The sequence below is a fragment of the Symbioplanes lichenis genome, assembly GCF_030709675.1.
GTDB classification, from domain to species: Bacteria; Actinomycetota; Actinomycetes; order Mycobacteriales; family Micromonosporaceae; genus Actinoplanes; species Actinoplanes lichenis.
The window spans coordinates 194,968-220,518 of sequence record NZ_JAUZQD010000009.1; the positions used below are offsets into that span (position 1 = coordinate 194,968).

The 25,551-nt window shown below is 72.6% G+C and carries 26 protein-coding genes; 13 read left to right on the top strand and 13 right to left on the bottom strand.

What is annotated here, in order from left to right:
- Window positions 1-4: 4 nt before the first annotated feature.
- The 6 genes from pdxT to pgsA all read right to left on the bottom strand — a co-directional run bounded on the left by pdxT (window position 5) and on the right by pgsA (window position 4,870).
- Complete coding sequence (gene pdxT, locus RAN62_RS22855; protein WP_305786763.1) at window positions 5-619, bottom strand: pyridoxal 5'-phosphate synthase glutaminase subunit PdxT; 615 nt, start codon at window positions 617-619, stop codon at window positions 5-7.
- Window positions 616-1,512 carry a pyridoxal 5'-phosphate synthase lyase subunit PdxS gene (gene pdxS / locus RAN62_RS22860; RefSeq protein WP_305786764.1) on the bottom strand — a complete coding sequence of 299 codons (897 nt, stop codon included), beginning with the start codon at window positions 1,510-1,512 and terminating at the stop codon, window positions 616-618. Before pdxS ends, pdxT begins: the two co-directional genes overlap by 4 nt.
- 108 nt (window positions 1,513-1,620) lie before the next feature.
- Window positions 1,621-2,166, bottom strand: coding sequence for a hypothetical protein (locus RAN62_RS22865; protein WP_305786765.1), 546 nt, complete (start codon window positions 2,164-2,166; stop codon window positions 1,621-1,623).
- 25 nt (window positions 2,167-2,191) lie between these two features.
- Window positions 2,192-3,361 (bottom strand): glycosyltransferase family 4 protein, encoded by a 1,170-nt coding sequence (locus tag RAN62_RS22870; protein WP_305786766.1) that lies wholly within the window; start codon window positions 3,359-3,361, stop codon window positions 2,192-2,194.
- Between the two features lie 10 nt (window positions 3,362-3,371).
- A complete protein-coding gene (locus RAN62_RS22875; protein WP_305786767.1) occupies window positions 3,372-4,259 on the bottom strand; it encodes a phosphatidylinositol mannoside acyltransferase in 888 nt (295 codons plus the stop codon).
- Window positions 4,256-4,870, bottom strand: a complete 615-nt coding sequence (gene pgsA, locus RAN62_RS22880) for a phosphatidylinositol phosphate synthase (RefSeq protein ID WP_305786768.1) — start codon at window positions 4,868-4,870, stop codon at window positions 4,256-4,258. Before pgsA ends, RAN62_RS22875 begins: the two co-directional genes overlap by 4 nt.
- A 211-nt stretch (window positions 4,871-5,081) precedes the next feature.
- Here pgsA and RAN62_RS22885 point away from each other — a divergent pair, with 211 nt between their 5' ends.
- Window positions 5,082-7,217 carry an elongation factor G-like protein EF-G2 gene (locus tag RAN62_RS22885; protein ID WP_305786769.1) on the top strand — a complete coding sequence of 712 codons (2,136 nt, stop codon included), beginning with the start codon at window positions 5,082-5,084 and terminating at the stop codon, window positions 7,215-7,217.
- Window positions 7,218-7,231: 14 nt separating this feature from the next.
- Window positions 7,232-7,960 (top strand): VOC family protein, encoded by a 729-nt coding sequence (locus tag RAN62_RS22890; RefSeq protein ID WP_305786770.1) that lies wholly within the window; start codon window positions 7,232-7,234, stop codon window positions 7,958-7,960.
- On the opposite strand, the gene RAN62_RS22895 is transcribed toward RAN62_RS22890, so the two are convergent.
- A complete protein-coding gene (locus RAN62_RS22895) occupies window positions 7,947-9,101 on the bottom strand; it encodes an FAD-dependent monooxygenase (RefSeq protein ID WP_305786771.1) in 1,155 nt (384 codons plus the stop codon). The two genes, RAN62_RS22890 and RAN62_RS22895, sit on opposite strands and share 14 nt — an antisense overlap.
- A 54-nt stretch (window positions 9,102-9,155) precedes the next feature.
- On the opposite strand from RAN62_RS22895, the gene RAN62_RS22900 reads away from it, so the two are divergent.
- Together RAN62_RS22900 and RAN62_RS22905 are read left to right on the top strand one after the other, a co-directional pair.
- Window positions 9,156-9,722 (top strand): TetR/AcrR family transcriptional regulator, encoded by a 567-nt coding sequence (locus RAN62_RS22900; RefSeq protein WP_305786772.1) that lies wholly within the window; start codon window positions 9,156-9,158, stop codon window positions 9,720-9,722.
- A gap of 40 nt (window positions 9,723-9,762) precedes the next feature.
- A complete protein-coding gene (locus tag RAN62_RS22905; RefSeq protein ID WP_305786773.1) occupies window positions 9,763-10,548 on the top strand; it encodes an EAL domain-containing protein in 786 nt (261 codons plus the stop codon).
- Here the strand turns inward: RAN62_RS22905 and RAN62_RS22910 are convergent.
- Entirely contained in the window at window positions 10,499-10,990 is a 492-nt protein-coding gene (locus RAN62_RS22910; protein ID WP_305786941.1) for an HIT family protein, read from the bottom strand. The two genes, RAN62_RS22905 and RAN62_RS22910, sit on opposite strands and share 50 nt — an antisense overlap.
- Before the next feature lie 135 nt (window positions 10,991-11,125).
- On the opposite strand from RAN62_RS22910, the gene RAN62_RS41195 reads away from it, so the two are divergent.
- Window positions 11,126-12,373: a sigma factor gene (locus tag RAN62_RS41195; RefSeq protein ID WP_369077189.1), complete on the top strand. Its 1,248-nt coding sequence runs from the start codon at window positions 11,126-11,128 to the stop codon at window positions 12,371-12,373.
- A 48-nt stretch (window positions 12,374-12,421) separates the two neighbouring features.
- On the opposite strand, the gene thrS is transcribed toward RAN62_RS41195, so the two are convergent.
- Window positions 12,422-14,395, bottom strand: a complete 1,974-nt coding sequence (gene thrS / locus RAN62_RS22920; protein WP_305786774.1) for a threonine--tRNA ligase — start codon at window positions 14,393-14,395, stop codon at window positions 12,422-12,424.
- A gap of 183 nt (window positions 14,396-14,578) precedes the next feature.
- Here thrS and RAN62_RS22925 point away from each other — a divergent pair, with 183 nt between their 5' ends.
- Entirely contained in the window at window positions 14,579-14,932 is a 354-nt protein-coding gene (locus RAN62_RS22925) for a hypothetical protein (RefSeq protein WP_305786775.1), read from the top strand.
- Between the two features lie 2 nt (window positions 14,933-14,934).
- Window positions 14,935-15,348, top strand: a complete 414-nt coding sequence (locus RAN62_RS22930; RefSeq protein ID WP_305786776.1) for a nucleotidyl transferase AbiEii/AbiGii toxin family protein — start codon at window positions 14,935-14,937, stop codon at window positions 15,346-15,348.
- Here RAN62_RS22930 and RAN62_RS22935 read toward each other — a convergent pair whose 3' ends face one another.
- On the bottom strand, window positions 15,349-16,218 hold the full coding sequence (locus RAN62_RS22935) for an ADP-ribosylglycohydrolase family protein (RefSeq protein ID WP_305786777.1): 870 nt from the start codon (window positions 16,216-16,218) through the stop codon (window positions 15,349-15,351).
- Window positions 16,219-16,310: 92 nt separating this feature from the next.
- Between RAN62_RS22935 and RAN62_RS22940 the strand changes: the two genes are divergently transcribed.
- From RAN62_RS22940 to RAN62_RS22955, 4 genes are all read left to right on the top strand, one after another.
- Complete coding sequence (locus RAN62_RS22940; protein ID WP_305786778.1) at window positions 16,311-17,000, top strand: response regulator transcription factor; 690 nt, start codon at window positions 16,311-16,313, stop codon at window positions 16,998-17,000.
- A gap of 47 nt (window positions 17,001-17,047) precedes the next feature.
- Window positions 17,048-18,400, top strand: coding sequence for a HAMP domain-containing sensor histidine kinase (locus tag RAN62_RS22945; RefSeq protein WP_305786779.1), 1,353 nt, complete (start codon window positions 17,048-17,050; stop codon window positions 18,398-18,400).
- A gap of 226 nt (window positions 18,401-18,626) precedes the next feature.
- On the top strand, window positions 18,627-20,663 hold the full coding sequence (locus RAN62_RS22950) for an RICIN domain-containing protein (RefSeq protein WP_305786780.1): 2,037 nt from the start codon (window positions 18,627-18,629) through the stop codon (window positions 20,661-20,663).
- 48 nt (window positions 20,664-20,711) lie between these two features.
- A complete protein-coding gene (locus RAN62_RS22955) occupies window positions 20,712-20,870 on the top strand; it encodes a hypothetical protein (RefSeq protein WP_305786781.1) in 159 nt (52 codons plus the stop codon).
- Here the strand turns inward: RAN62_RS22955 and RAN62_RS22960 are convergent.
- A complete protein-coding gene (locus RAN62_RS22960) occupies window positions 20,867-21,886 on the bottom strand; it encodes an adenosine deaminase (RefSeq protein WP_305786782.1) in 1,020 nt (339 codons plus the stop codon). The genes RAN62_RS22955 and RAN62_RS22960 overlap by 4 nt on opposite strands.
- A complete protein-coding gene (locus tag RAN62_RS22965) occupies window positions 21,883-22,635 on the bottom strand; it encodes a methyltransferase domain-containing protein (RefSeq protein WP_305786783.1) in 753 nt (250 codons plus the stop codon). Before RAN62_RS22965 ends, RAN62_RS22960 begins: the two co-directional genes overlap by 4 nt.
- A gap of 71 nt (window positions 22,636-22,706) precedes the next feature.
- Here RAN62_RS22965 and RAN62_RS22970 point away from each other — a divergent pair, with 71 nt between their 5' ends.
- Window positions 22,707-23,684: an aldo/keto reductase gene (locus RAN62_RS22970; RefSeq protein ID WP_305786784.1), complete on the top strand. Its 978-nt coding sequence runs from the start codon at window positions 22,707-22,709 to the stop codon at window positions 23,682-23,684.
- Window positions 23,685-24,153: 469 nt separating this feature from the next.
- Window positions 24,154-24,570 (top strand): hypothetical protein, encoded by a 417-nt coding sequence (locus tag RAN62_RS22975; protein WP_305786785.1) that lies wholly within the window; start codon window positions 24,154-24,156, stop codon window positions 24,568-24,570.
- Between the two features lie 557 nt (window positions 24,571-25,127).
- Here the strand turns inward: RAN62_RS22975 and RAN62_RS22980 are convergent.
- Window positions 25,128-25,331, bottom strand: coding sequence for a cold-shock protein (locus RAN62_RS22980; RefSeq protein WP_007075740.1), 204 nt, complete (start codon window positions 25,329-25,331; stop codon window positions 25,128-25,130).
- Window positions 25,332-25,551 lie beyond the last annotated feature (220 nt).

Genomic DNA, 25,551 nt, shown 5'->3' on the forward strand with positions numbered 1-25,551 from the left:
ATCGCTACCGTGCGTCTGCGGCCTGGCGGACCATCTCGACGAAGTACCGGTGAACGCGGAGGTCTCCGGTGAGCTCCGGGTGGAAAGCCGTGGCGAGCAGGTTGCCCTGCCGAACGGCGACAATCCTACCGGCGGCGGGCCCGTCCTTGACGCGGCCCAGCACCGTGGCATCGCCGGACGTCTTCTCGACCCAGGGCGCGCGGATGAAAACCGCGTGAAAATCGCCCCCCGCGACGCCGTCGATGCCCACGGCGGCCTCGAACGAGTCGACCTGCCGCCCGAACGCGTTGCGCCGCACGGTCATGTCGATGCCGCCGAACGACTCCTGGTCCGGGCGACCGTCCAGCACGGTCGCCGCCAGCATGATCATGCCGGCGCAGGATCCGTACGCGGGCATGCCGCCGGCGATCCGCTCGCGGACGGGCCCCATCAGCCCGAACGCCAGCGCGAGGTGGCTGATCGTGGTCGACTCGCCGCCCGGGATCACCAGCGCGTCGACGTCGTCGAGCTCGGCGGGGCGGCGTACGGGCCGGGCCAGGACGTCACTTCCGGCCAGAGCCGACAAGTGCTCCCGTACGTCGCCCTGCAGCGCCAGGACCCCGATGCGCACGCTGGTCACCAGCCGCGCTCGGCCAGGCGGTGGGGCTGAGGGATCTCGTCGACGTTGATGCCGACCATGGCCTCGCCCAGCCCCCGCGACACCTTGGCGATCACGTCGGGATCGTCGAAGAACGTCGTCGCCTTGACGATCGCCGACGCCCGCTGCGCCGGGTTGCCCGACTTGAAGATGCCCGAACCGACGAAGACTCCCTCCGCGCCCAGCTGCATCATCATGGCCGCGTCGGCCGGGGTCGCGATCCCGCCCGCGGTGAACATGACCACCGGCAGCTTGCCCGCGGCGGCGACTTCCTTGACCAGCTCGTACGGAGCCTGCAACTCCTTCGCGGCGACGAACAGCTCGTCCTCCGGCAACGACGTGAGCCGGCGGATCTCCGCCCGGATCGTGCGCATGTGCGTCGTGGCGTTCGAGACGTCCCCGGTGCCCGCCTCGCCCTTCGACCGGATCATCGCCGCCCCCTCGGTGATCCGCCGCAGCGCCTCACCCAGGTTCGTGGCCCCGCACACGAACGGCGCGGTGAAGGCCCACTTGTCGATGTGGTTCGCGTAGTCGGCCGGGGTCAGCACCTCCGACTCGTCGATGTAGTCCACGCCCAGCGCCTGCAGCACCTGCGCCTCGACGAAGTGCCCGATCCGCGCCTTCGCCATGACCGGGATGCTGACCGCGCCGATGATCCCGTCGATCATGTCCGGGTCACTCATCCGCGACACGCCGCCCTGGGCCCGGATGTCCGCGGGCACCCGCTCGAGCGCCATGACAGCCACGGCGCCGGCATCCTCGGCGATCTTGGCCTGCTCCGGCGTGACCACATCCATGATCACACCGCCCTTGAGCATCTCGGCCATGCCCCGCTTGACGCGGGCGGTTCCGGTGGCGGGACGGCTGTCGGACACGATGGCACACTCCTCGGACAGGGGACGTCGCGCCGAACTCTACGAGCGGGCCGGCCGCCCGCCGACAGCCAATCGACCCCCGGGTGGACTGCTCACCGCGGCGCGAACTCAGCCCAGGGGAACGGCCAGGTCCGGCGAGTCGTCCGGCGCCGGGCGGGGCGCCACGGTCACCGGGTCCAGCAGCGTCGGGTCGACGATTTCGAAGTAGTGGGGGCGCTCGTAGCGGTGGGCCAGGCGCAGCACGCGGACCAGCGGGCGGCGGCGGGCGGTCAGGGCGTCGCGGACGAGGTCGGTGTGGACCTGGCGGGCGAGGCCGACGCGGCGGCTGGTGTCGACCAGGGCCCGGGTCGCCTCGTCCGAGACGCTCAGCGGGACGACGCGGAGCTGGCGGGTCAAATCATTCTCGGCGGCTTCGCGTTCGTCGGTGCCGGCGTCGAGGGCGAGGCGGGCGGCGGCGTAGAGCTCGACGAAGTCGGTGCGTTCGGCGACGACGGCGGCGGCCGCGGCCCGGCGGACCAGGTGGGCGTCGAGGGCGCGGGAGGCGGACTGGGCGCGCACGTGGACGCGCTCGACGCGGTGGGCCGTCCAGGCCAGATAGGCCGCCAGCAGAACCACCGCCGCGACCGAACCCAGGACCCACCACATGCGGGGCATCGTAGTGCCTCCGCGCCCGCCATGGTCACTCGCCGTGGCGTGGTCCTTGCCACTCCTCGAGCGCCAGGGGGGCGTCGATCACGCGGCCGTCGGTGGCCTCGATGGCCGCCTGGTAGACCTCCAGCACCCGCTGGGCGACGCTGGGCCAGTCGAACGCCTGGACCGCCTCGCGGGCGCAAAGGGCCAGCTCAGCCCGGCGCGCCGGGTCGTCCAGCAGGTTGCCGAGCAGCGTGGTCAGGGCGTCCGGGTCGCCGGTGGGGAAGAGGGCTCCGGCCCGGCCGCCGTCGAGCACCCGGCGGAAGGCGTCAAGATCACTCGCTGCGATCGCCGCCCCGGCCGCCATGGCCTCGGTGAGGATCATGCCGAAGGATTCGCCCCCGGTGTTGGGCGCCACATAGACGTCCACGCTGCGCAGCATGCGCGCCTTGTCCGCCTCGCTGACCAGGCCCAGGAACGTGACGCGGGAGTGCAGCGACGGGGGGATGCCCGCGAACAGCTCGTCCCGGTCCCCCGGCCCGGCGACCAGCAGCCGCAGGCCGGGCCGGGCGGACGCGAGCGCCACGAACGCCGTACGCAGATGGTCGAAGCCCTTGCGCGGCTCGGTGAACCGGCCCAGGAAGCCCAGCGCACCACCCTCGCCGGGCCACCCGGGCAGCGGGAGCGCGCCGGCGAACTTGGCCACCGCGACGCCGTTGGGGATCTCGACCGCGCCGCCGCCGAGATGCTCGACCTGCACCTTGCGGGCGAGCTCGCTGACGGCGATGCGGGCGGTGATCTTCTCGACGACGAGCTGGAGCAGGCCGGCCGAGGCGGCGAGGGCGCGGGATCGGGTCATCGCCGTGTGGAAGGTGGCGACGACCGGCCCGCGGGCGGAGAGCACGGCCAGCATCGACAGGCTCAGGGTCATCGGCTCGTGCACGTGCAGGACGTCGAAGTTGCCCCGGGCGATCCAGCGGCGTACGCGCCGGGTGGAGACCGGGCCGAAGGCGATGCGGGCCACCGAGCCGTTGTACGGGAGCGGCAGCGCGCGGCCGGCCGGCACCACGTACGGCGGGAGCTCGCTGTCCTCGTCGGCCGGGGCCAGCACGCTGACGTGGTGGCCCAGCCCGATCAGGGCCTCGGCGAGGTCGACGATGTGGTTCTGCACACCGCCGGGCACGTCGAAGGAGTAGGGCGAGACGATCCCGATCCGCACGAGCGCCGCCTCAGATCCGGGCGGCGGTGTTGAGCCACAGCTTCTGCAGCATGTGCCAGTCCTGGGGATGGTCGGCGATGCCCTGCTCGAAGGCGTGCGCCAGCCGTTGCGTGGCCTCGCGGACCCGGGCGTCGAGGGCGCCTTCGGCCGGCAGCTCGATCGGGCGCAGCTTCGCCATCGTCTGCGTCTCGGAGAACCACAGGTCGACGGCCACCAGCGGCAGACCGGTCCGGATGGCGAGCAGCGCGGGCCCCGGGGGCATGCGCGTGCGCCCGCCGAAGAACTCCACCTCGACCCCGCGGGCGGACAGATCACGGTCGGCGAGCAGCGCGACGACGTACCCCTGCTGGGCCTTCTCGGTCAGGACGTCCAGCGGTGGCCGCTCGCCGCCGGTGTGCGGCAGGACCTCCATGCCGAGCTTTTTCCGGTACGCGAGGAAGCGCTCGGCCAGCCCCTCGGGCTTGAGCCGCTCGGCGACCGTGATCATCTTGTAGTCACGTGACGCCAGATAGGCCGCGGCGGCGTCCCAGTTGGCGACGTGCGGCAGTGCCAGGATGACCCCGCCCTCGGCCAGCATCGCGTCCAGCTCCGCCTCGTGGACGAGATGGAAGTCACGCAGGTGGTCCTGCTTCGACTGCGAGGGGAGGCGGAAGGCTTCCATCCAGTACCGGGCGTACGAGCGCAGGCCGTCGCGGACCAGAGTGTCGAGCTCCGCCTCGGGCACCTCAGGGCCCACCACCTGGCGCAGGTTGCGCCGCAGCCGCTGGGTGCCGGGCCCGTTGCCCCGGGCGGCCCGGTCGGCGGCCGCCCGGAAGAGCGCACGGGCAGCCGGCAGCGGCAGGGCCCGGACCAGCCGCCACCCCGCCGCGTAGCCGAACTCGGTGAGCCTGTCCCTCACGAAGGCCGGTCCGACTTCGCCGCGTGGATCAGCCGCTGGAAGACGGTGATCACCGAGAGCAGCGCCAGCACCCACAGCGCGGCGGGCAGGCCCCAGTCGAGGCCGAAGCCGCCGAGGATGCCGCCGATGCCGAGGATCACCAGCCGCTCGAGGCGCTCGGCGATGCCGACGTCGGCGTTCAGGCCGAGGCTCTGCGCGCGGGCCTTCACGTAGGAGACGACCTGCCCGCCGACGAGGCAGACCAGGGCGGCCCACCCCCCGTTGTACGGGTTGCCCTCGCCGACGAACAGGTAGTAGACGACGGCCGCGAACACGGCGCCGTCCGCGACCCGGTCCATCGACGAGTCGAGCAGGGCACCGAAGTGGCCGCCGCCGCCGCGCATCCGGGCCATCGTGCCGTCGAGCACGTCGGTCAGGGCGGAGGCGGTGACGATGAAGGTGCCCCAGAGGAGCTGCCCCCGGGCACCGAAGACGGAGCCGATGAGCACGCCGACGGTGCCGGCGATGGTGACGGCGTTCGGCGAGACGCCGATGCGCAGGAGGAAACGGGCGGTCGGATTGACGCCGTACGCGACGACGGCACGGGCGGGCACGCTGACGATCTTTGCCATGGCCGTCCCACCATAACGGCGCGCGACCACCGGCGACACCGCGCGCGTCACGCGTCGCCGGATCGTCATCCGACCCGGGCCCGCTGCTCACCAAGGGTTGCCCTCACGACTGCGCTGGGTGTCCCATCCATAGACGTGAGGTAACAGCAGGCCACCGCGGACCGCCGGCCCCCGGTCCGGAACAATGGCCGGCAGGGGTCGAGGAGGAGCAATGGCGCTGAAAACACAAGATCAACCCGGACCGGTGGTGACCGAACCCGGCAGAGTACGCAACGTGGTGCTGGTCGGCCACTCCGGCGCGGGCAAGACCACGCTGGCCGAGGCCCTGCTGGCGGCCACCGGGACGATCCCGCGGGCCGGCACCGTCGCCGACGGCACCACGGTCAGCGATCACGACCCGGCCGCCGTGCGGCAGCAGCGTTCCGTCGCCCTGGCGTGCGCCCCGCTCGTCCACGGCGGGGTGAAGGTGAATCTGCTCGACACCCCCGGCTATGCCGACTTCGTCGGGGAGCTGCGCGCCGGCCTGCGGGCCGCGGACGCCGCGCTCTTCGTCGTCTCGGCCGTCGACGGCGTGGACGACGCCACGGTCGCGCTCTGGGAGGAGTGCGCCTCGGTCGGCATGCCGCGCGCGGTCGCCATCACCCGGCTGGACCACCCGCGCGCCGACTACGAGGGCACCCTGCAGGACTGCCAGGACGCCTTCGGCGAGAATGTGCTGCCGATCTACCAGCCGATGCTGGGCGACGACGGCGACTCCATCGCCGGGCTGATCGGGCTGGTCACGCTGCGGGTGCTGGACTATTCGGCGGGCTATCCGCCGGTCGAGGGCCAGGCCGAGACCAACCACATGATGCCGATCAAGGACGACCGGGACACCCTCATCGAGGCGATCATCGCCGAGAGCGAGGACGAGGACCTGATGGACCGGTACGTGGCCGGCGAGCTGATCACCACGGCCACGCTGATCCCGGACCTGGAGAAGGCCGTGGCCCGCGGCACGTTCCACCCGGTGATCCCGGTCTGCGCCGCCACCGGGGTGGGCCTGGACGCGCTGCTCGACGGGCTCGTCAACGCGGCGCCCTCGCCCCTGGAGCACGACCTGCCCGTGGTCACCGGCGTCGACGGCAGCCCGCGCCCGCCGCTGACCTGTGACCCCGAGGGGCCGCTGGTCGCCGAGGTCGTCCGGACGACGATCGACCGGCACGTCGGCCGGGTGTCGCTGGTCCGCGTGTTCTCCGGCACATTGCGCCCCGAGCAGGTGCTGCACGTCTCCGGCCACGGCCTCACCGAGCGCGGCCACCCCGACCACGACACGGACGAGCGGGTCGCCCACGTCTACTCCCCGCTGGGCGCCCAGCTCCGCGAGGTCGCCGCCTGCGTGGCCGGCGACATCTGCGCGATCACCAAGTCGGGCAGCGCCGAGACCGGCGACACGCTCAGCGCCAAGGACGACCCGCTGCTCATGGAGCCGTGGGTCATGCCCGAGCCGCTGCTCCCGATCGCGGTCGTCGCCAAGTCCCGCTCGGACGAGGACGCCCTGGCCAAGAACCTCGCCCGCCTCGTCGCCGGCGATCCGACCCTGCGCCTGGACCGCAACCCCGACACCCACCAGCTCGTCCTCTGGTGCATGGGCGAGGCGCACGCCGAGGTGGTCCTCGACCGTCTGCGCGCCGGCGGGGTCGACCTCGACACCGAGCCGGTCCGGGTGGCGCTGCGCGAGACCTTCACCGCCCCGGCCAAGGGCCACGGCCGGCACGTCAAGCAGTCCGGCGGCCACGGCCAGTACGCCGTCTGCGACATCGTGGTCGAGCCGCTTCCCCGCGGCTCGGGCTTCGAGTTCGTCGACAAGGTCGTCGGCGGCGCCGTGCCGCACAACTACATCCCGTCGGTGGAGAAGGGCGTCCGCGCCCAGCTCGACCGCGGCCTCACCGCCGGCCATCCGGTGGTCGACGTCCGCGTGACCCTGGTCGACGGCAAGGCCCACAGCGTCGACTCGTCCGACGCCGCCTTCCAGACGGCGGGCGCCCTGGCCCTGCGCGAGGCCGCCGAGGTGGGGCAGGTCACGCTGCTGGAGCCGCTCGACGAGATCGTCGTCCGGGTGCCCGACGACTATGTCGGCCCGGTCATGAGCGACCTCTCCGGCCGCCGCGGGCGCCCCCTCGGCACGGACACCGACGACGACGGCCACGCGCTGGTCCGGGCCGAGGTCCCGGCCACCGAGCTGATCCGGTACGCCGTCGAGCTGCGCGCCCTCACGTCGGGCGCGGGCACCTTCACCCGCACGTACCTGCGGCACGAGCCGATGCCCGCCCACCTGGCCGAAGCCGCCCGCAAGGAACACAGCTAGTTACGATCTCCGGCATGGCGACGCGGCTCGTACAGGTCAACATGAAGGCGCACGACGACGCCGCACTGGGCGCCTTCTGGGCGGCGGCGCTCGGCTGGAGCGTCTCCAGCGAGGGCCCCGGGGTGACGAACCTGGAGCCCGCGGGCTTCGCCTACCCCGGCCCGGCCGCCGTCGTCCTCGACCTCGTCGCCTCGCCGGAGCCCAAGACGGGCAAGAACCGCGTCCATCTCGACCTTGCGACCAGCTCGAAGGCCCATCAGGCGGAGCTGGTCGCGCGGCTCGAGGGGCGGGGGGCCAGGCGCGTGGACGTGGGGCAGGGCGACGTCCCGTGGGTGGTCATGGCCGATCCGGAGGGCAACGAGTTCTGCGTGCTGGACTGGCACGACCCGGACTCGGACACCGGACCGGTCGCCTCGGTCGTCGTCGACTGCGCGGACCCGGAGGCGATGGCCCGCTTCTGGGGCGAGGCCACGGACTGGACGCTGCTCAAGGTCACCGGGCACAGCGCGGTGCTGCGCTCCGCCGCGGGCGTCGGCCCCTATCTGCAGTTCCTGCGCACACCCGACGTGAAGGCCGGCTGGAACCGCGTGCATTTCGACGTCCGTCCCTACCCCGGCGACGACGCGGCGGACGAGGTGGCCCGGCTGCGAGCGCTGGGCGCCACCGTGATCGATCTCGACGTCCCGTGGACCGTTCTCACCGACCCGGAGGGCAACGAGTTCTGCCTGCTCACGGCAATGTGACCGCGTTCGCGGCCAGGTGTAGCGGCTTCGTGACCTGCTCGATGATCTGCCGCTTCCACGGGTTGAAGCGCAGCGTCCGCAGCCCGTAGTTGCGGAACGCCACCGAGAAGCGCCCGCCCGGCACCATGTCGCCGGCCATCTTGCGGCCGTAGGCCAGATTCTTCTCCACGTACGGGCGCATCACCGTCTCGTACCCGGCGAAGGCCGCCGCGTGGTCGTCCGTCGCGGCCAGCGCGCGGCCCAGCACGTACGCCCCGACCAGCGCGAGGCTCGTCCCCTGCCCCGACGCCGGCGACGGGCAGTACGCGGCGTCGCCGAGCAGCGCGACCCGCCCCGACGAGTAGCGCGGCAGCTCGACCTGGCTCAGCGAGTCGAAGTACGGCTCAGGGCCGGCGTCGAGCGCGTCGAGGAACGAGTCCACCCGCCATCCCATGCCGGCGAACCGCTCCCGCAGCACCTCCTTCGGCCGGACCGCGCCGAGCGGCGGCGACGCGAAGACCAGGCCCACCCGCGCCGGGTCGCCCGGCCCGGTCTGATAGGCGAAGACCATCCGCCCCGGGTCGCTGAAGAACACCTCCTCCCGGTCCAGGCCGAGGTCCGGTGGCACGTCGAAGATCGAGATGTACGCGCCCAGATGCCGCAACCGCACCTCCCCCAGCACCTGCCGCCGGGTCGCCGAGTGCAGCCCGTCCGCCCCGACGACCAGGTCGAAGCGCCGCGAGCCGCCCGACGCGAAGGTCACGTCCACCCCGTCGGGCGTCTCTCGCAGCGACGCGATCGAGTCCCCGAAGACGGTCGACTCGTCGGCCAGGATCGTGACCAGGTCGGTCCGCATGATCTCGAGGTCGTCGCCGCGCCGCCCCATGAGCAGGTTCGCGTCGAGCGAGGCGATCCGCCCGCCGTCCGCCTTGACGTAGGTGACCGTGCGCATCCGCGTGTCGGCGGCGCGGGCGGCCTCGAACAGGCCCATGCGCTTGAGCACTTCGACGGCGGCGCCGCGTACGTCCACCTTGTAGCCGCCGTCGCGCCGAGCCGGCGCCCGCTCGACGACCGTCGGCCGCAGCCCGCCGCGGCGTAGCCAGTGGGCGAGGGCCGGCCCGGCGAGCCCCGCCCCGGAGATCAGAACCTCTCGCTGTGTCATGCACCGAACTATACATACGTCTTATACGCTTGTATAGATTCTAGGATGGCGGCCATGGGACACCGCGAGAACCTGCTCGAAGGCGCCAAGCGCTGCCTCGCCGAGAAGGGCTATGCGAACACGACCGCGCGCGACATCGTGGCGGTGTCCGGGGCGAACCTCGCGTCGATCGGCTACCACTACGGCTCGACCCAGGCGCTGATGACGGCGGCCATGCTCAGCTCCATCGAGGAGTGGGGCGACGCGATCGGAGCAGCGCTGGCCGGTGAGGGAGACGACGATTCCCCCGACCCCCTGGTGCGTTATTGGCGGCGAGTGCTCGGCACCCTCGACACCCAGCGCGCGCTCTGGGTGGCCAGCGTCGAGGCGTGGGTCCAGGCGGAGCACCAGCCCGAGCTCAAGGCGCAGCTGGCCGCCGGGATCCAGCAGGGCCGCAGCGGGCTGGCCGCGATGCTGACCGGCAAGCCGGAGGACAGCCTGGACGACGAGACCGTACGCGGCCTGGGCTCGGTCGCCATGGCGCTCATGTCCGGCGTCATGATCCAGTGGCTCACCGACCCGGCGCACGCCCCGTCGGCCGAACAGATCGCCGCGGGAGTCCGCGCGCTCGCCGCCCTCTGAAAGACTCAGGACCACCGGCGCGCGGCCGATGCGCAAGCCCATGAGAAGACGCCGGGAGAGCCGCGCGGAGGAAAGCACCGGAACGCAGTGGACGCTGGAGCTCCACCACCAGCCGATCTTCACGGCCGGCGGCGACGTCCGGGAGCTCGAGGCGCTGCTGCGCTGGCACCACCCCGAGCACGGCCTCCGGCCCGCCGGCGCGTTCCTCGACGCGGGTCACCGCGAGCTGACGGCCCGGATCCTGCACGCCGCCGCGACGGCGACGGCGGGGTGGCGTACGCAAGGTCATGAGGTCCGGGTCGTGGTCAACCTGGCGGCGGACGACCTGCTCGACGAGGGCCTGCCCGCCCTGGTGACCGCGAGCACCGCGCGGGCCGGCCTGCCCGCGGGCGCGATCGCGGTGGAGTTCAAGGAGGCCGCCCTGGCTCGGGACCCGGCGGCGGCCGCGCGGGCGCTGACCCGGCTGGCCGGGGCGGGCGTCGCCGTGGACCTCGACGGCGTCGGTGCCGGGGGCACACACTGGCTGACGGTCGCGCAGGCGCCGGTCTCCCGGCTGCGGCTCGACCGTGATCTCGTCCGGCTGCTGCCCGAGAGCATGGCGGCCGAGCGCATCGTCGCCGGCCTGCTCGGCATCGCCCGCGACCTCGGCCTGGGCGGGGTCGCCGTCGGGGTCGAGAACCGGGTCGCCGCCGAGCGGCTCATCGCGCTGGGCGTGGACGGCCTGCAGGGTTACGGCCTGGCCCGCCCGCTGCCCGCGGCGGAGGTCGCCGGCTGGCTCACGAACTGGAGGGAACTGCGGACCACGCCTTCGCCAGCAACTCTCTAGTGTCGCCGAGCAGCTGCGGCAGAATCTTCGTCCGGCCGATCACCGGCATGAAGTTGCCGTCGCCGCCCCACCGGGGCACGACGTGCTGGTGCAGGTGCGCGGCGATGCCCGCCCCGGCGACCGCGCCCTGGTTCATGCCCAGGTTGAAGCCGTGCGGGCTGCTCGCCTGCCGGATCGCCCGCATCGCCCGCCGCGTGAAGGCGGCCAGCTCCACCGTCTCCTCGTCGGTCAGGTCGGTGTAGTCGGCCACGTGCCGGTAGGGGCAGATCAACAGATGACCCGGGTTGTACGGGTAGAGGTTGAGCACCGCGTAGACCCGCTCGCCCCGCGCCACCACCAGGCTCCTCTCCGGCGGCAGCCCGGTCGCCAGGCAGAAGGGGCAGCCCGTCGGCTCCTCGTAGCCCTCCTCCGCGTCCCGGTCCTCCCCGGAGACGTAGCCCATCCGGTGCGGCGTCCACAACCGTTCCAGCCCGTCGGGTTCCCCTGGCGTCTCGCTCACGCCCACACATTAATCGCACAGCAGATCCGGGGCTCGTGGCGTCTGCGTGGGGAAGAGTGTCCATCGGCGGGAGGCCGGATGAGATTCGAGGAGTTCGCCGCGGCGCGCTCACCCGCGCTGCTGCGGTACGCGATGCTGCTCAGCGGCGATCGCGAACAGGCCCGGGACCTGGTGCAGGAGGTGCTCACCCGGGCCCTGGTGAAATGGCGGCGCGTCGAGGGGACCGACGAGCCCTACGCGTACGTGCGCCGCATGCTCACCAACGAGTACCTCTCGTGGCGCCGGCGCCGCCGGGTCCCCACGGTTCCGCTGCTCGACACCCTGGACCGGCACGCCGGCGACGCCCCGGCCGCGGACGGCCTGATCGAGGGCGCCTACGCCGGCGCCGCCCGAATCCACCGCCGACGCAAGATCACCGCCACCGTCACGGCCGCCGTCGCCGTGGTCGCCGTGGCCGCCGGGCTCCCGCTCGCCCGGCACCTGGAGTCCGCGCCGCCGCTGCCCGTGACGAACGGGCCGCGCACCGAGACCCGGTCCACCGTGACGGTCGACCCGGACGCCGACTTCGTCGTGTGGGGCCGCCAGTCCACGATCGACCGGCAGACCCTCTACGTCGACCGGAACGGCAACGCCACCGACGGCGAGCCGAACTACACGGTCGTCGTGCAGTCGGAGGACCGGTTCAAGCCGGCCGACCTGCCCGCCGGGGAGCCGGTGCGGGTCGGCGACCACGACGCCCGGCTGCTGCCCTCGCTGCGCAAGGACAACGGCGGCGTCCCGAACACCCTGTCCCTCGCCTGGCAGAACACCGACGGCAGCTGGGTGACGATCGCCCCGGACCACGACGGGGACAAGGAGACGCTCCTTGCCCTCGGCGCGGCGCTGCGGGGCTCGGAGCCCGAGCCGGTGATCGGCCCGTTCCAGCTGACGACGACGCCCCCGGGGTTCGCGGTGCGCCAGGTCAGCACCAGGGCGGTCGAGGTCATGCTGCTCGCCGCCCCGGACGCCCGGGTCTTCGGCGACAGCGCCATCGACTACGTCAAGGGCGGCGTCATCGTGGAGCTGGAGATGCGCAACGCCGACAACGACAAGTTCCTCAGCGAGCTGGGCCCGGCCACCGACACGGTGCAGGGCTCACCCGCCTGGTACTCGATCGGCCGGACGAGCAAGAGCGGCAACTTCTACCTGCGGACAGCCACGTGCCACGTGCGGGTCTGGACCCGGGACCACGCCGACTTCCCCCGGGAGGACGCGAAGCGGCTGCTGGAGTCGGCTCGCATCGGGGCCTGCGACAGCAAGGACGGCTGGGGGCCGGTCGCGCCTTAGAACCGTTCGAGGGGTACGGGCGGCTGCCGCCCGTACCCCTCGAAGGTCTTAAGCGGTGGGCCCGGCGTTGGTGCGCGAACGGACCACCTCGACCACGTGGGCGATCGCCTCGTCGAGCGGAACATTGTTGCGCTGCGAGCCGTCCCGGTAGCGGAAGGAGACCGTGCCGCCGCTCACGTCGTCGTCGCCGGCGATCGCCATGAACGGGATCTTCTGCTGCTGGGCGGTGCGGATCTTCTTCTGCATGCGGTCGGTGGAGTGGTCGACCTCGGCCCGGATGCCCTGCTTGCGCAGCTTGTCGGCGAACTCCTGCAGATAGTCGCCGTGGTCGTCGCGGATCGGGATGCCGACCACCTGGACCGGGGCGAGCCAGGCCGGGAAGGCGCCCGCGTAGTGCTCGACCAGCACGCCGAGGAAGCGCTCGATCGACCCGAACTTGGCCGAGTGGATCATCACCGGCTCCTGCCGGGTGCCGTCGGCCGCCTGATATTCAAGGCCGAAGCGGGCCGGCTGGTTGAAGTCGTACTGGATCGTCGACATCTGCCAGGTGCGGCCGATGGCGTCCTTGGCCTGCACGCTCATCTTCGGGCCGTAGAACGCCGCGCCGCCCGGGTCGGCCACCAGCTCGAGGCCGGACTCGGTCGCCACGTCCTCGAGCACCTTCGTGGCGATCTCCCACTGCTCGTCGGAGCCGATGAACTTGTCGCTCTCCGGGTCGCGGGTGGACAGCTCGAGATAGAAGTCGTCCAGCCCGAAGTCGCGCAGCAGCGACAGCACGAAGTTCAGCAGGTGCTTGATCTCACCCGGGGCCTGCTCCGCGGTCACGTACGAGTGGGAGTCGTCCTGGGCGAAGCCGCGCACCCGGGTCAGGCCGTGGATGACGCCCGACTTCTCGTAGCGGTAGACCGAGCCGAACTCGAACAGCCGGAGCGGCAGTTCCCGGTACGACCGGCCGCGCGACCGGTAGATCAGGTTGTGCATCGGGCAGTTCATGGCCTTGAGGTAGTAGTCCGCCCCCTCCATGTGGCTCGGGGGGAACATCGTGTCCTTGTAGTACGGCAGGTGCCCGGAGGTGTGGAACAGCCCCTCCTTGCTGATGTGGGGCGTGCCGACGTACTGGAAGCCCTCCTCGATGTGCCGCGCGCGGACGTAGTCCTCCATCTCGCGCTTGATCACACCGCCCTTGGGGTGGAAGACGGGCAGGCCGCTGCCGATCTCGTCGGGGAAGCTGAACAGGTCGAGCTCGGTGCCCAGCTTGCGGTGGTCGCGGCGCTCGGCCTCGGCCAGCCGGGTCTGATAGGCCTTGAGGTCGTCGCGGCTGGCCCACGCGGTGCCGTAGATCCGCTGCAGCTGCGGGTTCTTCTCATTGCCCCGCCAGTACGCGGCGGCCGAGCGCATGAGCTTGAACGCCGGGATGAGCCGGGTGCTCGGCAGGTGCGGGCCGCGGCACAGGTCGCCCCAGACGCGTTCACCCTTGCGGTCGATGTTGTCGTAGTGGGTCAGCTCCCCGCCGCCCACCTCCATGACCTCGCTGTCGTCGACGTCGCCCTTGATGTCGACGAGCTCCAGCTTGTAGGGCTCGTGCGCCAGCTCGGCCTTCGCCTCGTCCAGGCTCGCGTATTCCCGGCGCCGGAAGGTCTGGCCGCTCTTGACGATCTCCTGCATCTTCTTCTCGAGCTTGCCGAGGTCGTCGGGCTGGAACGGCTTCTCGACGTCGAAGTCGTAGTAGAACCCGTCGGTGATGAACGGCCCGATGCCGAGCTTCGCCTCCGGGAACGTCGCCTGCACGGCCTGCGCGAGCACATGCGCCGTCGAGTGCCGCAGCACGTTGAGCCCGTCCGGCGTGTCGAGCGCCACCGGCTCGACCTCGGTGTCGGCGGCGGGCGCCCAGTCCAGGTCGCGCAGCCGGCCGCTCGGGTCCTTCACCACGACGATCGCCTTCGGACCGTTGCTGGGCAGGCCCGCGGCGGCCACCGCGTCGGCCGCCGTCGTCCCGGCGGCTACGACGAGAGCGTCGGACACGGTGGTTCTCCTCACGGTCTTGTGATGGGTCAATGACGATGCTAATGCGGTCGCCCCCGGCACCGGCTCCGTGGGTACCGCCGGGTGCGTCGGCCGGCTGGCATCGAGACTAGATGTCGTACGACACAATCACGCACGGCCGGGCTTCGTTCGGACGTACCATCGAGACCAGGAGGTACGGCGATGACAGCGACCAGTGGCGCGGCGCCCGGCTCGCGCTATGCGGACCAACGGCATTACGTCGTGCCGGCGAGCCTCGCCGATCTGCGGGGCCCTCGACGCGGGCAGATCACCCTCGACCGCTCCCTCGACTGGTCCGGCGACAGCACCTACGACCTCGACGATCCCGGCGACCTGCAGGTGATGTACCAGACCGTGCTGAACCAGGCCGCCACCCCCGACGATCTCGCTCGCTGCCTCGACGCCGGCACCCTTCGCCGGATATGGCCGGCCCTGTGGCTCCCCGACCGGCTGCGAGCCGTGTGGCAGGCCCGGTTCCCGGAGCTCACCACCTCGCCGCGGACTCTCGCCGGCTGATCGTGGACCCGGCCCACCTCAAGCTGGCCGAGATCGGACTCCGGGTCGCAGGCCGTTACGGCTTCGCCCTCGCCGGCGGATACGCCGTCCAGATTCACGGCATCCTCGAACGCCCCAGCGAAGACGTCGATCTCTTCACCGCCTGGGATCGTCGTGATGAGTTCGCCGCTGCCGTCGAGGCCGTGATCAGTGTGGTTGCCGCACTGGTGACCGGCCGCTACACCCGCGAGCAACTGCTCGGGCTGGCGGAGGAGGCCGACGCGGGCTTCGACCGCCGCGTCTTCGCCGACCTCGTGGCGATGATGCAGCGCTACCCGGACCGGCGTTTCGCCGCCTATGGCGTCCCTCCTGAACGCATCGCGGCCATGCGCGAGCGCTTCGCCGAGTGGCATGACGATCTAGTCAACCGGCAGTAGTCACTGGACCGTCAGCCATTCCGGCAGCGGCTCGCGGGCGTCGAGCCATTCCTTCGGTACGCCCTCCGCTCCCGTGAAGGCGGCCACCACCCCGCCCGCCATGGCCGCCGTGGTGTCCATGTCCCCGCCCGCGGCCACGCACGTCTCGACAGCCGTCCGGTAATCGCCGAGGTGGTGTGCCGCAACCCACACCGCGAAGGGCACCGAGTCGAGGGCCAGCGCGCCGGAGCCGTTGCCGAGCTCGTAGGCGGCCTCCTCCGCGGTCTTCAGGCGCACGGCCCTGGAGAGCGAGCCGCGCACCCGGCTGTCGGGGGTGTGGGCGATCACCGCGCCCAGCAGATCCACCGGCTCACCGCTCAACCGGGCGCCGGCCGCGGCCGCGGCGGCGACGGTGACCGCCACGGCGCCGGCGACGCCTTCGGGGTGGGCGTGGGTGACCTCGGCGGCCCGGGCGCCCTGCGCGGCGGCGTGGGCGAGTGAGTCGGCGTGCCAGGCGCCCAGGGGTGCGGCCCGCATGGCACCGCCGTTGCCGGCCGAGCCCTGCCCGTCGAAGGCGGCGGCCGCGGCGATCGGCCACGGGGTGCCCGCCCGGATTCCGCGCAGGGTCATGAGCGCCCCGCGCCCGTAGCCGCGGCCGGGGTCGAAATGCCGCCCGAGCAGCTCGGCCAGGCGGTCCTGATCCAGCACCAGCTCGTCACCGTCGGTGATCGCATTGACGACACAGCATGCTTCCTCGGTGTCGTCCGTCCAGCGCCACGGCGGGGCGCCCGCATCGCCACCCAGCGCGCCGACCGCATCACCGACGGACAGGCCGATGAGGCTGTCGGCGGCGAGGGCCGCCCGGGTGCCGGGAAAGAGTGTGAAAGGCATCGGAGAACGGATTCTAGCTCACCCTGCGTGATTCAATCATGGCCCTGAATGACGGATTCGGTCTATGCCGCCGCGTGCACTACCTTCTTCGCATGGCCACGGTGTTGCTCGTCGAGGACGATCACGTCGTGCGCGGTGCGATGCTGCGGTCCCTGGCCGACCGCGGGCACGCCGTGCACGCCGTCGGCACGGCGCTCGACGCCCTGCGGCGCGTGGCGGCCGAGACGCCCGACCTGGTGGTGCTCGACCTCGGGCTGCCCGACCTCGACGGCTCCGACGCGCTGCGGATGCTGCGCGGCATCACCGACGTGCCGATCATCATCGCGACCGCGCGCGACGACGAGCAGACCGTCGTGCGGCTGCTCCGCGCCGGCGCCGACGACTACATGGTCAAGCCCTTCACCGGCGCGCACCTCGACGCCCGCATCACCACCGTGCTGCGCCGCGTCGGGCGGGCCAGCCGGGCCGCCCAGCCCGCCGTGCACGAGGTCGGCGAGCTGCGGGTGGATGTCGGCGAGCGCAGCGCCGCGCTGGGCGACCAGCAACTCAACCTGACCCGCAAGGAGTTCGACCTGCTGGCCTACCTGGCCGCGCGCCCGGGCCGGGTGGTCTCCCGTCGTGAGCTGTTGGAGGAGGTATGGCGACAGCCGTCAGTCGGCGAGGACCAGACGATCGACGTGCATCTGTACTGGCTCCGTCGGAAACTGGGCGAATCCGCAGCGAAGCCGCGCTACCTGCGCACCGTGCGGGGGGTCGGATTCCGGTTGGTGGCGCCGGACTGAGGGCCCGGCTGGCCTGGACCACGGCCGCCACCACCGCCGTCGCCGCGTTGTCGTTCCTGGTCCCGCTGGGCTGGGAGCTGCGCTCGGACCATCGCGAGCAGGCCCTGGCGGCCGCCGCCGAGAGCAGCGCCCGGGTCGCCGGGGCGGTCACGGCCGGCGCTTCCAAGAAGGGTCTCGAGGCCGCGGTCAAGTCCGCCCCGAACGCGGTGCTGCACTACAACGGCGCCACCACGAACAGCCGGGTCAGCCCGACGGATCTCGCCGCGGCCTCCGCCCGGACGAAGGAGCAGGAGGTCGACGGCGGGCTGGTCCGGCTCGAGCCGGTCACCGCGGGCGGCAAGACGTCCGTGGTGGAGGTCTTCGTCAGCGACGCCGAGCTCGCGGAGGGGACGGCCCGCGACTGGTGGATCCTGCTCGGCATCATGGCGGGGCTCGTGCTCGGCGCCGTGATCGTGGTCGACCGGCTCGCGCGGGGCGCCGTGGTGTCCGTACGCAATCTGGTGCAGGCGGCGATGGCAGTCGGCGGCGGTGATCTCGGGGTGCGGATCCAGCCCTCGGGGCCGCGCGAGCTGGCCGAGGCCGGCTACGCGTTCAACCGCATGGCCGACCGGCTCGTCACCTCGCGCACCAGCGAGCGGGAGCTGGTGGCCGACCTGTCGCACCGGCTGCGCACGCCGCTGACCGTGCTGCGGCTCGACGCCGAGGCGCTCGACCCGGACGACACGCAGATCATCGACCTGTCGGCGGCCGAGGTCGACCGGCGGCGCGGGATCCGGCGCATCCGGCAGGCGATCGTCACCCTCGAGGGCGAGGTCGACCAGCTCATCAACACCACGCGCGCCGCGGTGGCGGCCCAGGTGGCCGAGGCGCCCGAGGAGGGGCTGTGCGACGCCGCCGAGGTCGTCCGCGATCGCATGGTCTTCTGGTCCGCGCTGGCCGGCGACCAGAACCGCAAGCACCGGGTGGTCGGGGCTCAGCTGCGGATTCCCGTACCGGTGGCGCGGGCCGAGCTGGCCGCGGCGCTGGACGCCGTCCTGGGCAACGTCTTCCGCTACACGCCGCAGGGCACCGCGTTCGAGGTCGCCCTCACCCGGCGTGACGGCTGGGTGGCGTTACGGGTCGACGACGCCGGGCCGGGCATCCCCGATCCGGAGAAGGCGCTGCAGCGCGGCCAGAGCGACCAGGGCTCGACCGGCCTGGGCCTGGACATCGCCCGGCGCGCGGCGCAGGACGCGGGCGGCTCGGTCAGCCTGGCCCGGGCGCAGCTCGGCGGGGCCAGCGTGGTGATGCTGCTCGCCGACGCCGAGGCCCCGCCGAAACAGGCGAACCGGTTCGGCCTGGTGGGCCGGCTCGCGCGCGAGCGTGACCAGGCCCGCCGCAAGAAGACGGACGGATCGTGAGACATGGCCGGGAATTACCCCATCAGCGCATGCCTTGCTTAGATCTGGATTAAAGGCGTTCCCCTGACGCGGGCGGGCTGGCACTCTCGGACCCGATCCCATCCGGCTTCGCGGCCCGATGTCCCGCAGCAGTCCCCACGCCCTGGGTCCGCGAAGCCCCCGCGCGGTGGGAGGTGGTCACCCCATAGCCCCCTCCCACCGCGCACCCGCTGCACGAGGAGATGGTTTGTCCGCCCACCGACGGCTCGCGCTTCGTGGGGAAGCATCCAAGGGACGCCCGCACCGCTGGCTGCCCCTGGCTCTGGGCATCGCTGTGCTCGGTGTCGGCGGCGTCGTCGGCCCCGGGATGGTGACCGGCACCCTGCGCGGCGGCAGCAGCGGCGACACGACGGAGACGGCCACGGGGCTGCCCGCCGACAACCGCGGCAACGGCATGGTGTTCGCCGGGCTGCGGGCGCCGGCGGCGGACTCGCTGTGCTCGGGCACGTACGTGCTGGACACCGAGACCTGCACCACCGGGCCGGACACCGCCCCCGCGGGCCTGGCCGTCGGTGCCGACGTGGCGCCCGTCACGGCCAAGGCGGCCGAGCCGCGGACCCCCGAGCGCGAGGCGGCCGTGGTGCCCGCCGACGCCGAGGTCATCCGGGACGAGGGCGGCGTCGCGCTGTCGGCCACCGCGCCGGGGCTGATCCCCGACTTCGCGCCCGGCGACGCCGACTTCGTGATGGGGCCGCACGACGTGGCCTGCGCCGGCGACGGCCGGACGGGCAAGCGCCTGCAGACCCTCTACCTGCACGAGTACGGGACCCCGAGCCGCTTCACCGACTATCTCGGCTCGATCCGCACGTGGACGGCCGGCGTCGACCAGATCTTCGACGCCAGCGCGGCCGAGACGGGCGGCTCCCGGCACATCCGGTACGTGACCACGCCGAGCTGCCAGGTGGACGTGGCCGAGGTCCAGCTGCCCGCCGGCGCCCTCGCCTCGTTCCCGGCCACGATCGCCGCGCTGCAGACGCTGGGCTACAACCGGACCGACCGCAAATATCTGATGTTCGCCGACGCCAACGTCTACTGCGGCATCGCGTCCTACGTGCCGGACAACCGGCGGGGCTCGGGCAACCGCAACAACGGCGGCCCCTCCTACGGGCGGGTGGACGCCGGCTGCTGGAGCTCCGCGATCGCCGCCACCGAGACCACCCGCATGCTCGGCGCGGTGCTCCAGGGCTCCCCGAACGCCACGGGCGCCGGGCGCTGCACCGACGACTTCGACCTGCTCTGCGGCCCCGACCGCTCCGGCGCGAAGGTCCGCTCGGTGTGCCCGCCCAGTCACGAGCTGCTCCTCGACTGCGGCCACGACGACTACTTCAGCACCGACCCGGAGCCGAAGAGCTGGCTCGACCTGAACTGGAACGTCGCCCTGAGCGAGTTCCTGCTGCGCGGCGACGGCGGCGACGACGTGCCGGACGCCCCCAACGCGCCCGCTGCCGCCTCCGCGTCGCCCTCGGTGCCCGCCGGCATCAGCGGGGGCATCGCGGACGGCGGCGGCGACGGCGTGGCGCCCTCGGGCAGCTCACCGGTGGCCGCTCCGGCCGGTGCGGTGCAGGCTGTCCTGGAGGTACGCGACCAGGACACCACCTCCGTGCAGCTGCTCTGGAGCGCCGCGGCGCCCACCGCCAAGTACGAGGTGGAGGTCGACGGGGTCAAGGTCGCCACCACGTCGTCCACCCGCGCGCGGCTGGTCGGCCTGCGGCCCGGCAGCAAGTACACCGTCGTGGTCCGCAGTCCCGGCACGAAGTACGCGGCCAAGGGCGTCGCCCGGTCGGCGCCCGCGGCCCGCCCGGCGGCGAACGCGTGGTTCGTCCTGAAGAACTCGCTGACCGGCGGGTCCGCGGATCTTTACGCGGCCCGCGACGCGGACGGCACCCCGATCACCCTGGGCGACGCGGACGGCGACGCCCAGGAGCAGTGGCAGCTGGTCCCGGCCGGGACGGACACGTTCTCGCTCCGGTCCCAGGCGTCCGGCAAGTGCGTCGTGCCACTCGGCGGCAACCCGGTGGCCGGAGCGCCCCTCGTGCAGGGCGACTGCGGCCGCGACGACGGCCGGTGGCGGCTCTTCGCCACCCCGTACGGCTTCAGCCTGCGGACGGACGTCGGTGGCCTGGCCGCCGGCGTCGGCTCGCAGCGCTACGGCTGGGCGCGGCTGCTCGTCCTGCAGCAGCCGGACCAGGCCCGGCACCAGAGTTGGACCGCGGTGCCCGGCTGAGGCCGGGCCCGTCTACCGGCGGCGGATCCGCCGCCCGGAGGAGAAGACATGTTGGACACGGATGTACGCCCCGAGCTCGAGACGGACGAGGACGACCGCGGCGGCTTCAACCGGCGCCGCCTGATCCGGGTGGTGGCGGTGCTGACCCTCGGCATCCTCGCCGTCCTCGCCGTCTGGCAGGACCCGGTGCACGCGGGTCTTTTCTAACTTCCCGCCGTGTAGTCGTCGATGGCGGTCAGCAGCTGCTCCTTGCCCGCGTGGTCGAGGAAGGAGGCGCTGACCGCCGCCTTGGCGAGCCCGGCGACGCCGGCCGCGTCCAGGTCGAGCAGGCGGGCCGCGACCGCGTACTCGCCCTCCAGGGTCGTCCCGAACATCGGCGGGTCGTCGGAGTTGATCGTCACCGGCACGCCCGCCTCGACGAAGAGCGGCAGCGGGTGGTCCTCCAGCGCCGCGACCGCGCGGGTGCGCAGGTTGGACGTCGGGCAGACCTCGAGCGCGATCTGATGCTCGGCCAGATAGGCCAGCAGCTGCGGGTCGCGCGCGGCGGACGTGCCGTGGCCGATGCGCTCGGCGCCGAGCTCGCGCAGCGCGTCCCAGATCGTCTCGGGGCCGGTCGTCTCGCCCGCGTGCGGGACGCTGTGCAGCCCGGCGGCGCGGGCCTGGTCGAAGTACGGCTTGAACTGCGGCCGCGGCACCCCGATCTCCGGCCCGCCGAGCCCGAAGCTGACCAGCCCGTCCGCCTTCTCCTCCAGCGCGATGCGCAGCGTCTCCTCGGCGGCGGCCAGCCCCGCCTCGCCCGGGATGTCGAAGCACCAGCGCAGCTCGATGCCGAAGTCGCGGGCGGCCGAGGTGCGCGCGTCCTCGATGGCGGCGACGAAGGCGGGCGCCGCGATGCCGCGCTTGACGCTGGAGTAGGGCGTGACGGTCAGCTCCGCGTACCGGACCTGCTGGCGGGCCAGCTCGCGCGCGACCTCGTACGTGAGGGTGCGCACGTCCTCGTCGTCGCGGATCAGGTCGACGACGCTCAGGTAGACCTCGATGAAGTGCGCGAAGTCCCGGAACGCGAAGTAGTCGGCCAGCGCCGCCGGGTCCGCGGGCACGGGCGAGGTGCCCTCGTGCCGGGCCGCCAGCTCGGCGACGATCCGGGGCGACGCCGAGCCGACGTGGTGCACGTGCAGCTCCGCCTTCGGCAGGCCGGCGATGAAGCTGGTCAGGTCGGTCACGTCACTCTCCCTTTGTGCGCTACCACGAAGATGCGGCGGAACGGGAAGGCCACATGTCCGCTCCGGGCAGGGTAGACCTCGGCCAGGCGCGCACCGAGGGAGGTACGGAAGGCGCGCCACCGCGTGTCGTCCAGGGCCGCCTTGACCGGGCGCAGGGCGGTGCCCTCCATCCAGGTCAGGACCGGATGGTCGGGGCCGGTGGCGGGGAGCAGGTGGAGGTACGTGGTCTCCCACGCGTCAACCGTGGCGGTCGGCAGGAGCCGGGCCGCATAGCCCGCCGCGTCGTCGACCGGTGCGTCCCTGATCCCCCGGATGTCGTACTCCTTGCTGTGGGCCAGCTCCCGCAGCGCCCGGTGCGAGGGGGCGTCGAAGTTGCCCGGCACCTGCATCGCGAACCAGGCATCGTCGGGGAGCGCACCCATCCAGGTGCTGATCAGCTCCTGGTGCCCGGGCACCCACTGCAACGCCGCGTTCGTCACGACGACATCGGTCTCGTCGTCCGGCCGCCAGGTCGCGATGTCCTGCTGCTTCGCGTCGATCCTCGCCTTCGCGATCATCTCGGCGGACGAGTCGATGCCCTTGACGCGGGCGGCCGGCCAGCGATCGGCCAGGGTGGCGGTCAGCTCACCGTCGCCACACCCCAGATCCATGACGGTACGCGGCTCTCGCGCACCGATCCGGGCGACGAGATCGGCGAAGGGGCGCGAGCGCTCGCCGGCGTAGCGGCGGTAGACGGCGGGATCCCACATGGCGCCTCCTGTTATCAAACCGTACGTACGTCTTGTTTGCACCGTACCATCGGGCGGTTACTGTTCACGGTGTGGAAAAGCGCAGCTTCGGCCGGTTGGGCCGCGACGTCGGAGTGATCGGTCTGGGCGCCTGGCAGCTCGGCGCCGACTGGGGAGAGGTCACCGAGGAGGACGCCCACGCGACCCTCGCCGCGGCCGTGGACGCGGGGGTCACGTTCATCGACACCGCCGACGTCTACGGCGACGGGCGCAGCGAGCAGGTGATCGGCAGCTTCCGCAAGGAGCGCCCCGGCCTGACCATCGCGACCAAGATGGGCCGCCGCCTGCCCCAGGAGCCGGAGAACTACACGCTCGGCAACTTCCGGGCGTGGACCGACCGCTCCCGCGCCAACCTCGGCGTCGAGACGCTCGACCTGGTCCAGCTGCACTGCCCGCCCACCCCCGTCTTCTCCAGCGACGAGGTCTACGACGCGCTCGACACCCTCGTCGAGGAGAAGCGCATCGCCGCGTACGGGGTCAGCGTCGAGAAGGTCGACGAGGCGCTCGCCGCGATCGCCCGCCCGGGCACCGCGAGCGTGCAGATCATCCTCAACGCCCTGCGCCTCAAGCCCCTCGAGCGCGTCCTCCCGGCGGCCGCCGAGGCCGGGGTCGGCATCATCGCCCGCGTCCCGCTCGCCTCCGGCCTGCTGTCCGGCCGCTACGACGAGCACACCACCTTCGCGGCCGACGACCACCGCACCTACAACCGCCACGGCGAGTCCTTCGACGTCGGCGAGACCTTCTCCGGCGTCGACTTCACCACCGGCCTCGAAGCCGTACGCCGCCTGCGCCCCGCCGTCCCCGACGGCTTCACGATGACCCAGTTCGCCCTCCGCTGGATCCTCGACCACCCCGCCGTCACCGTCGTCATCCCGGGCGCCCGCAACGCCGGCCAGGCCCGCGCCAACGCCGCGACGGCCGCCCTGACCCCGCTCCCGGCCGAGGCCCACGAGACGGTCCAGGCGGTCTACGACGAGCTGATCCGCCCCCAGGTCCATGACCGCTGGTGACCGTCGCCCGGGCCCCCAGCCCGGCGACAACCACCCCACCCCCGGCCCCGCCCCTCGCGGCGGCCCGGGCGCTCCCGGCGTGCCCGGCGGCTTCCCCCACGCGGGCGGCCCCGGCGCGGGCGTTCCGGGTGCGGGCATTCCGGGTGCGGGCGCTCGCGGAGCGGGCAATCCTGGCGCGGGCGGCCCCGGCGGTCCTCGCATCACCGGCTGGCAGCCTGCGAACGGCCAGGGGCAGCCCGCCGCGGGCCGGCCGCAGCCGTTCGGCGGGCGACCCGGCGCGGGCGAGCCCCAGCCCTTCGGCGCGCGACCCGGCACAGGTGAGCCTCAGCCCTTCGGCGGGCGACCCGGCGCAGGTGAGCCTCAGCCCTTCGGCGCGCGACCCGGCGCGGGCGAGCCGCAACTGTCGCGGCCGGTTCCGAGCCAGCCCGAGCCGAACGCCGCGGACACCATCGTCACGACCGGCCCCCTCGTGAGCAGCCGGCCCACCGGTTCGCCCGGGGCGGCGGGCGACGCGGACGCGACCAGCGCCTACCCGGAGGTCTCCCGCCCGGTGTCCCCCGAGTCCGGCCCGAGACCGTCCGCTTCCGCCGGCCCGATCTCCGGCTCGCCCGGCGCCACGCCGGCGGGGGACGGGTCCGGTGGCGCGGAGGTGCCGCTCAAGGGCTGGAGCTGGCTCACCGCCGGCATGCTCGCCCTGGTCGCCGGCGTTCTCTGGACCGCGCAGGGCCTGGACGTCATCGAGGACAGCCTCCTCAGCGGCCAGTCCGCCCTCATCTTCGCCGGCCCGGTCGTCGCCGTCGCCGGCCTCGCCCTGATCGTCACCGGCGTCCGGGTCCGCGCCCGCTTCAAGCGCGAGCTCACCGCCGCGGACCCCGCCACCGCCTGACCCACCCACCGCCTGACCGACCCACTGCCCGGCCCGGCTCCGCCCATCCGCGGAGCCGGGCCGGCGGCACGGCATGCGCGCGGTCTCTCGCTCGGCCCTCGCATGATCCGGCGGCTACGGCGGCAGGGTCGCCACGCCCGCCGTCGACTATCCGACTATGCGTCACCGGGCGGAGCAAGAGCCGACGATGCGTCACCGGGCGGAGCAAGAGCCGGGCGGCCATTACGCACTGTGCCGACAAAGAGTCCGTGCCGCCGGAAGGCGGAAGCCGAGTCGCGACCGCAAACCCGCAGTCCCCGGCGCCCGCGGCAAAGGGTCACCCATCGAGCGGCGCCACGAAACTGCCCCGCGAACGTGCACTTTCGGTCATCGGCAAGAAATGCAGCCTGCACTTTCGTGCACCGGGCGAAGCGACTCACCCGACGAGTCATCGGAAGCCTGACCGGGAAATGCGGAACCCCGCTCCCCCGGCAGGCGACCGGGACAACGGGGTTCATCGCTGGAGCCGGTCTCCGCCAGGCGACCGGCTGCCGGCGTCGCCGCCGACGGGGTTGGTCTCAGATGGGGCGAACCTGCTCCGCCTGCGGGCCCTTCTGACCCTGGGCGATCTCGAACTCGACCCGCTGGTTCTCCTCCAGAGTGCGGTAGCCGCTCGTCTGGATGGCCGAGAAGTGGACGAACACGTCAGCACCCCCGCCGTCGACGGTGATGAAGCCGAAGCCCTTGTCTGCGTTGAACCACTTCACGGTTCCTTGCGCCATGCTGAACTCTCCTTCTGAAAATTCCGGCCCCATGATGCAGGGCCGATGGTCGTTTTCGAGCAGCGGCGCCGCGCACGGCCTTCAGAAGGAGCTGCCCGTCGCGGAAAGGTCGTCCCCGCGAAAGGCTTACCACCTGAACCACTTACACAAAAACTGGCCACACTGTACCCGAAGAACCGCCCCCGAGGCTTCCCCTTGAGCGAATCGAATGCAGTTAGGC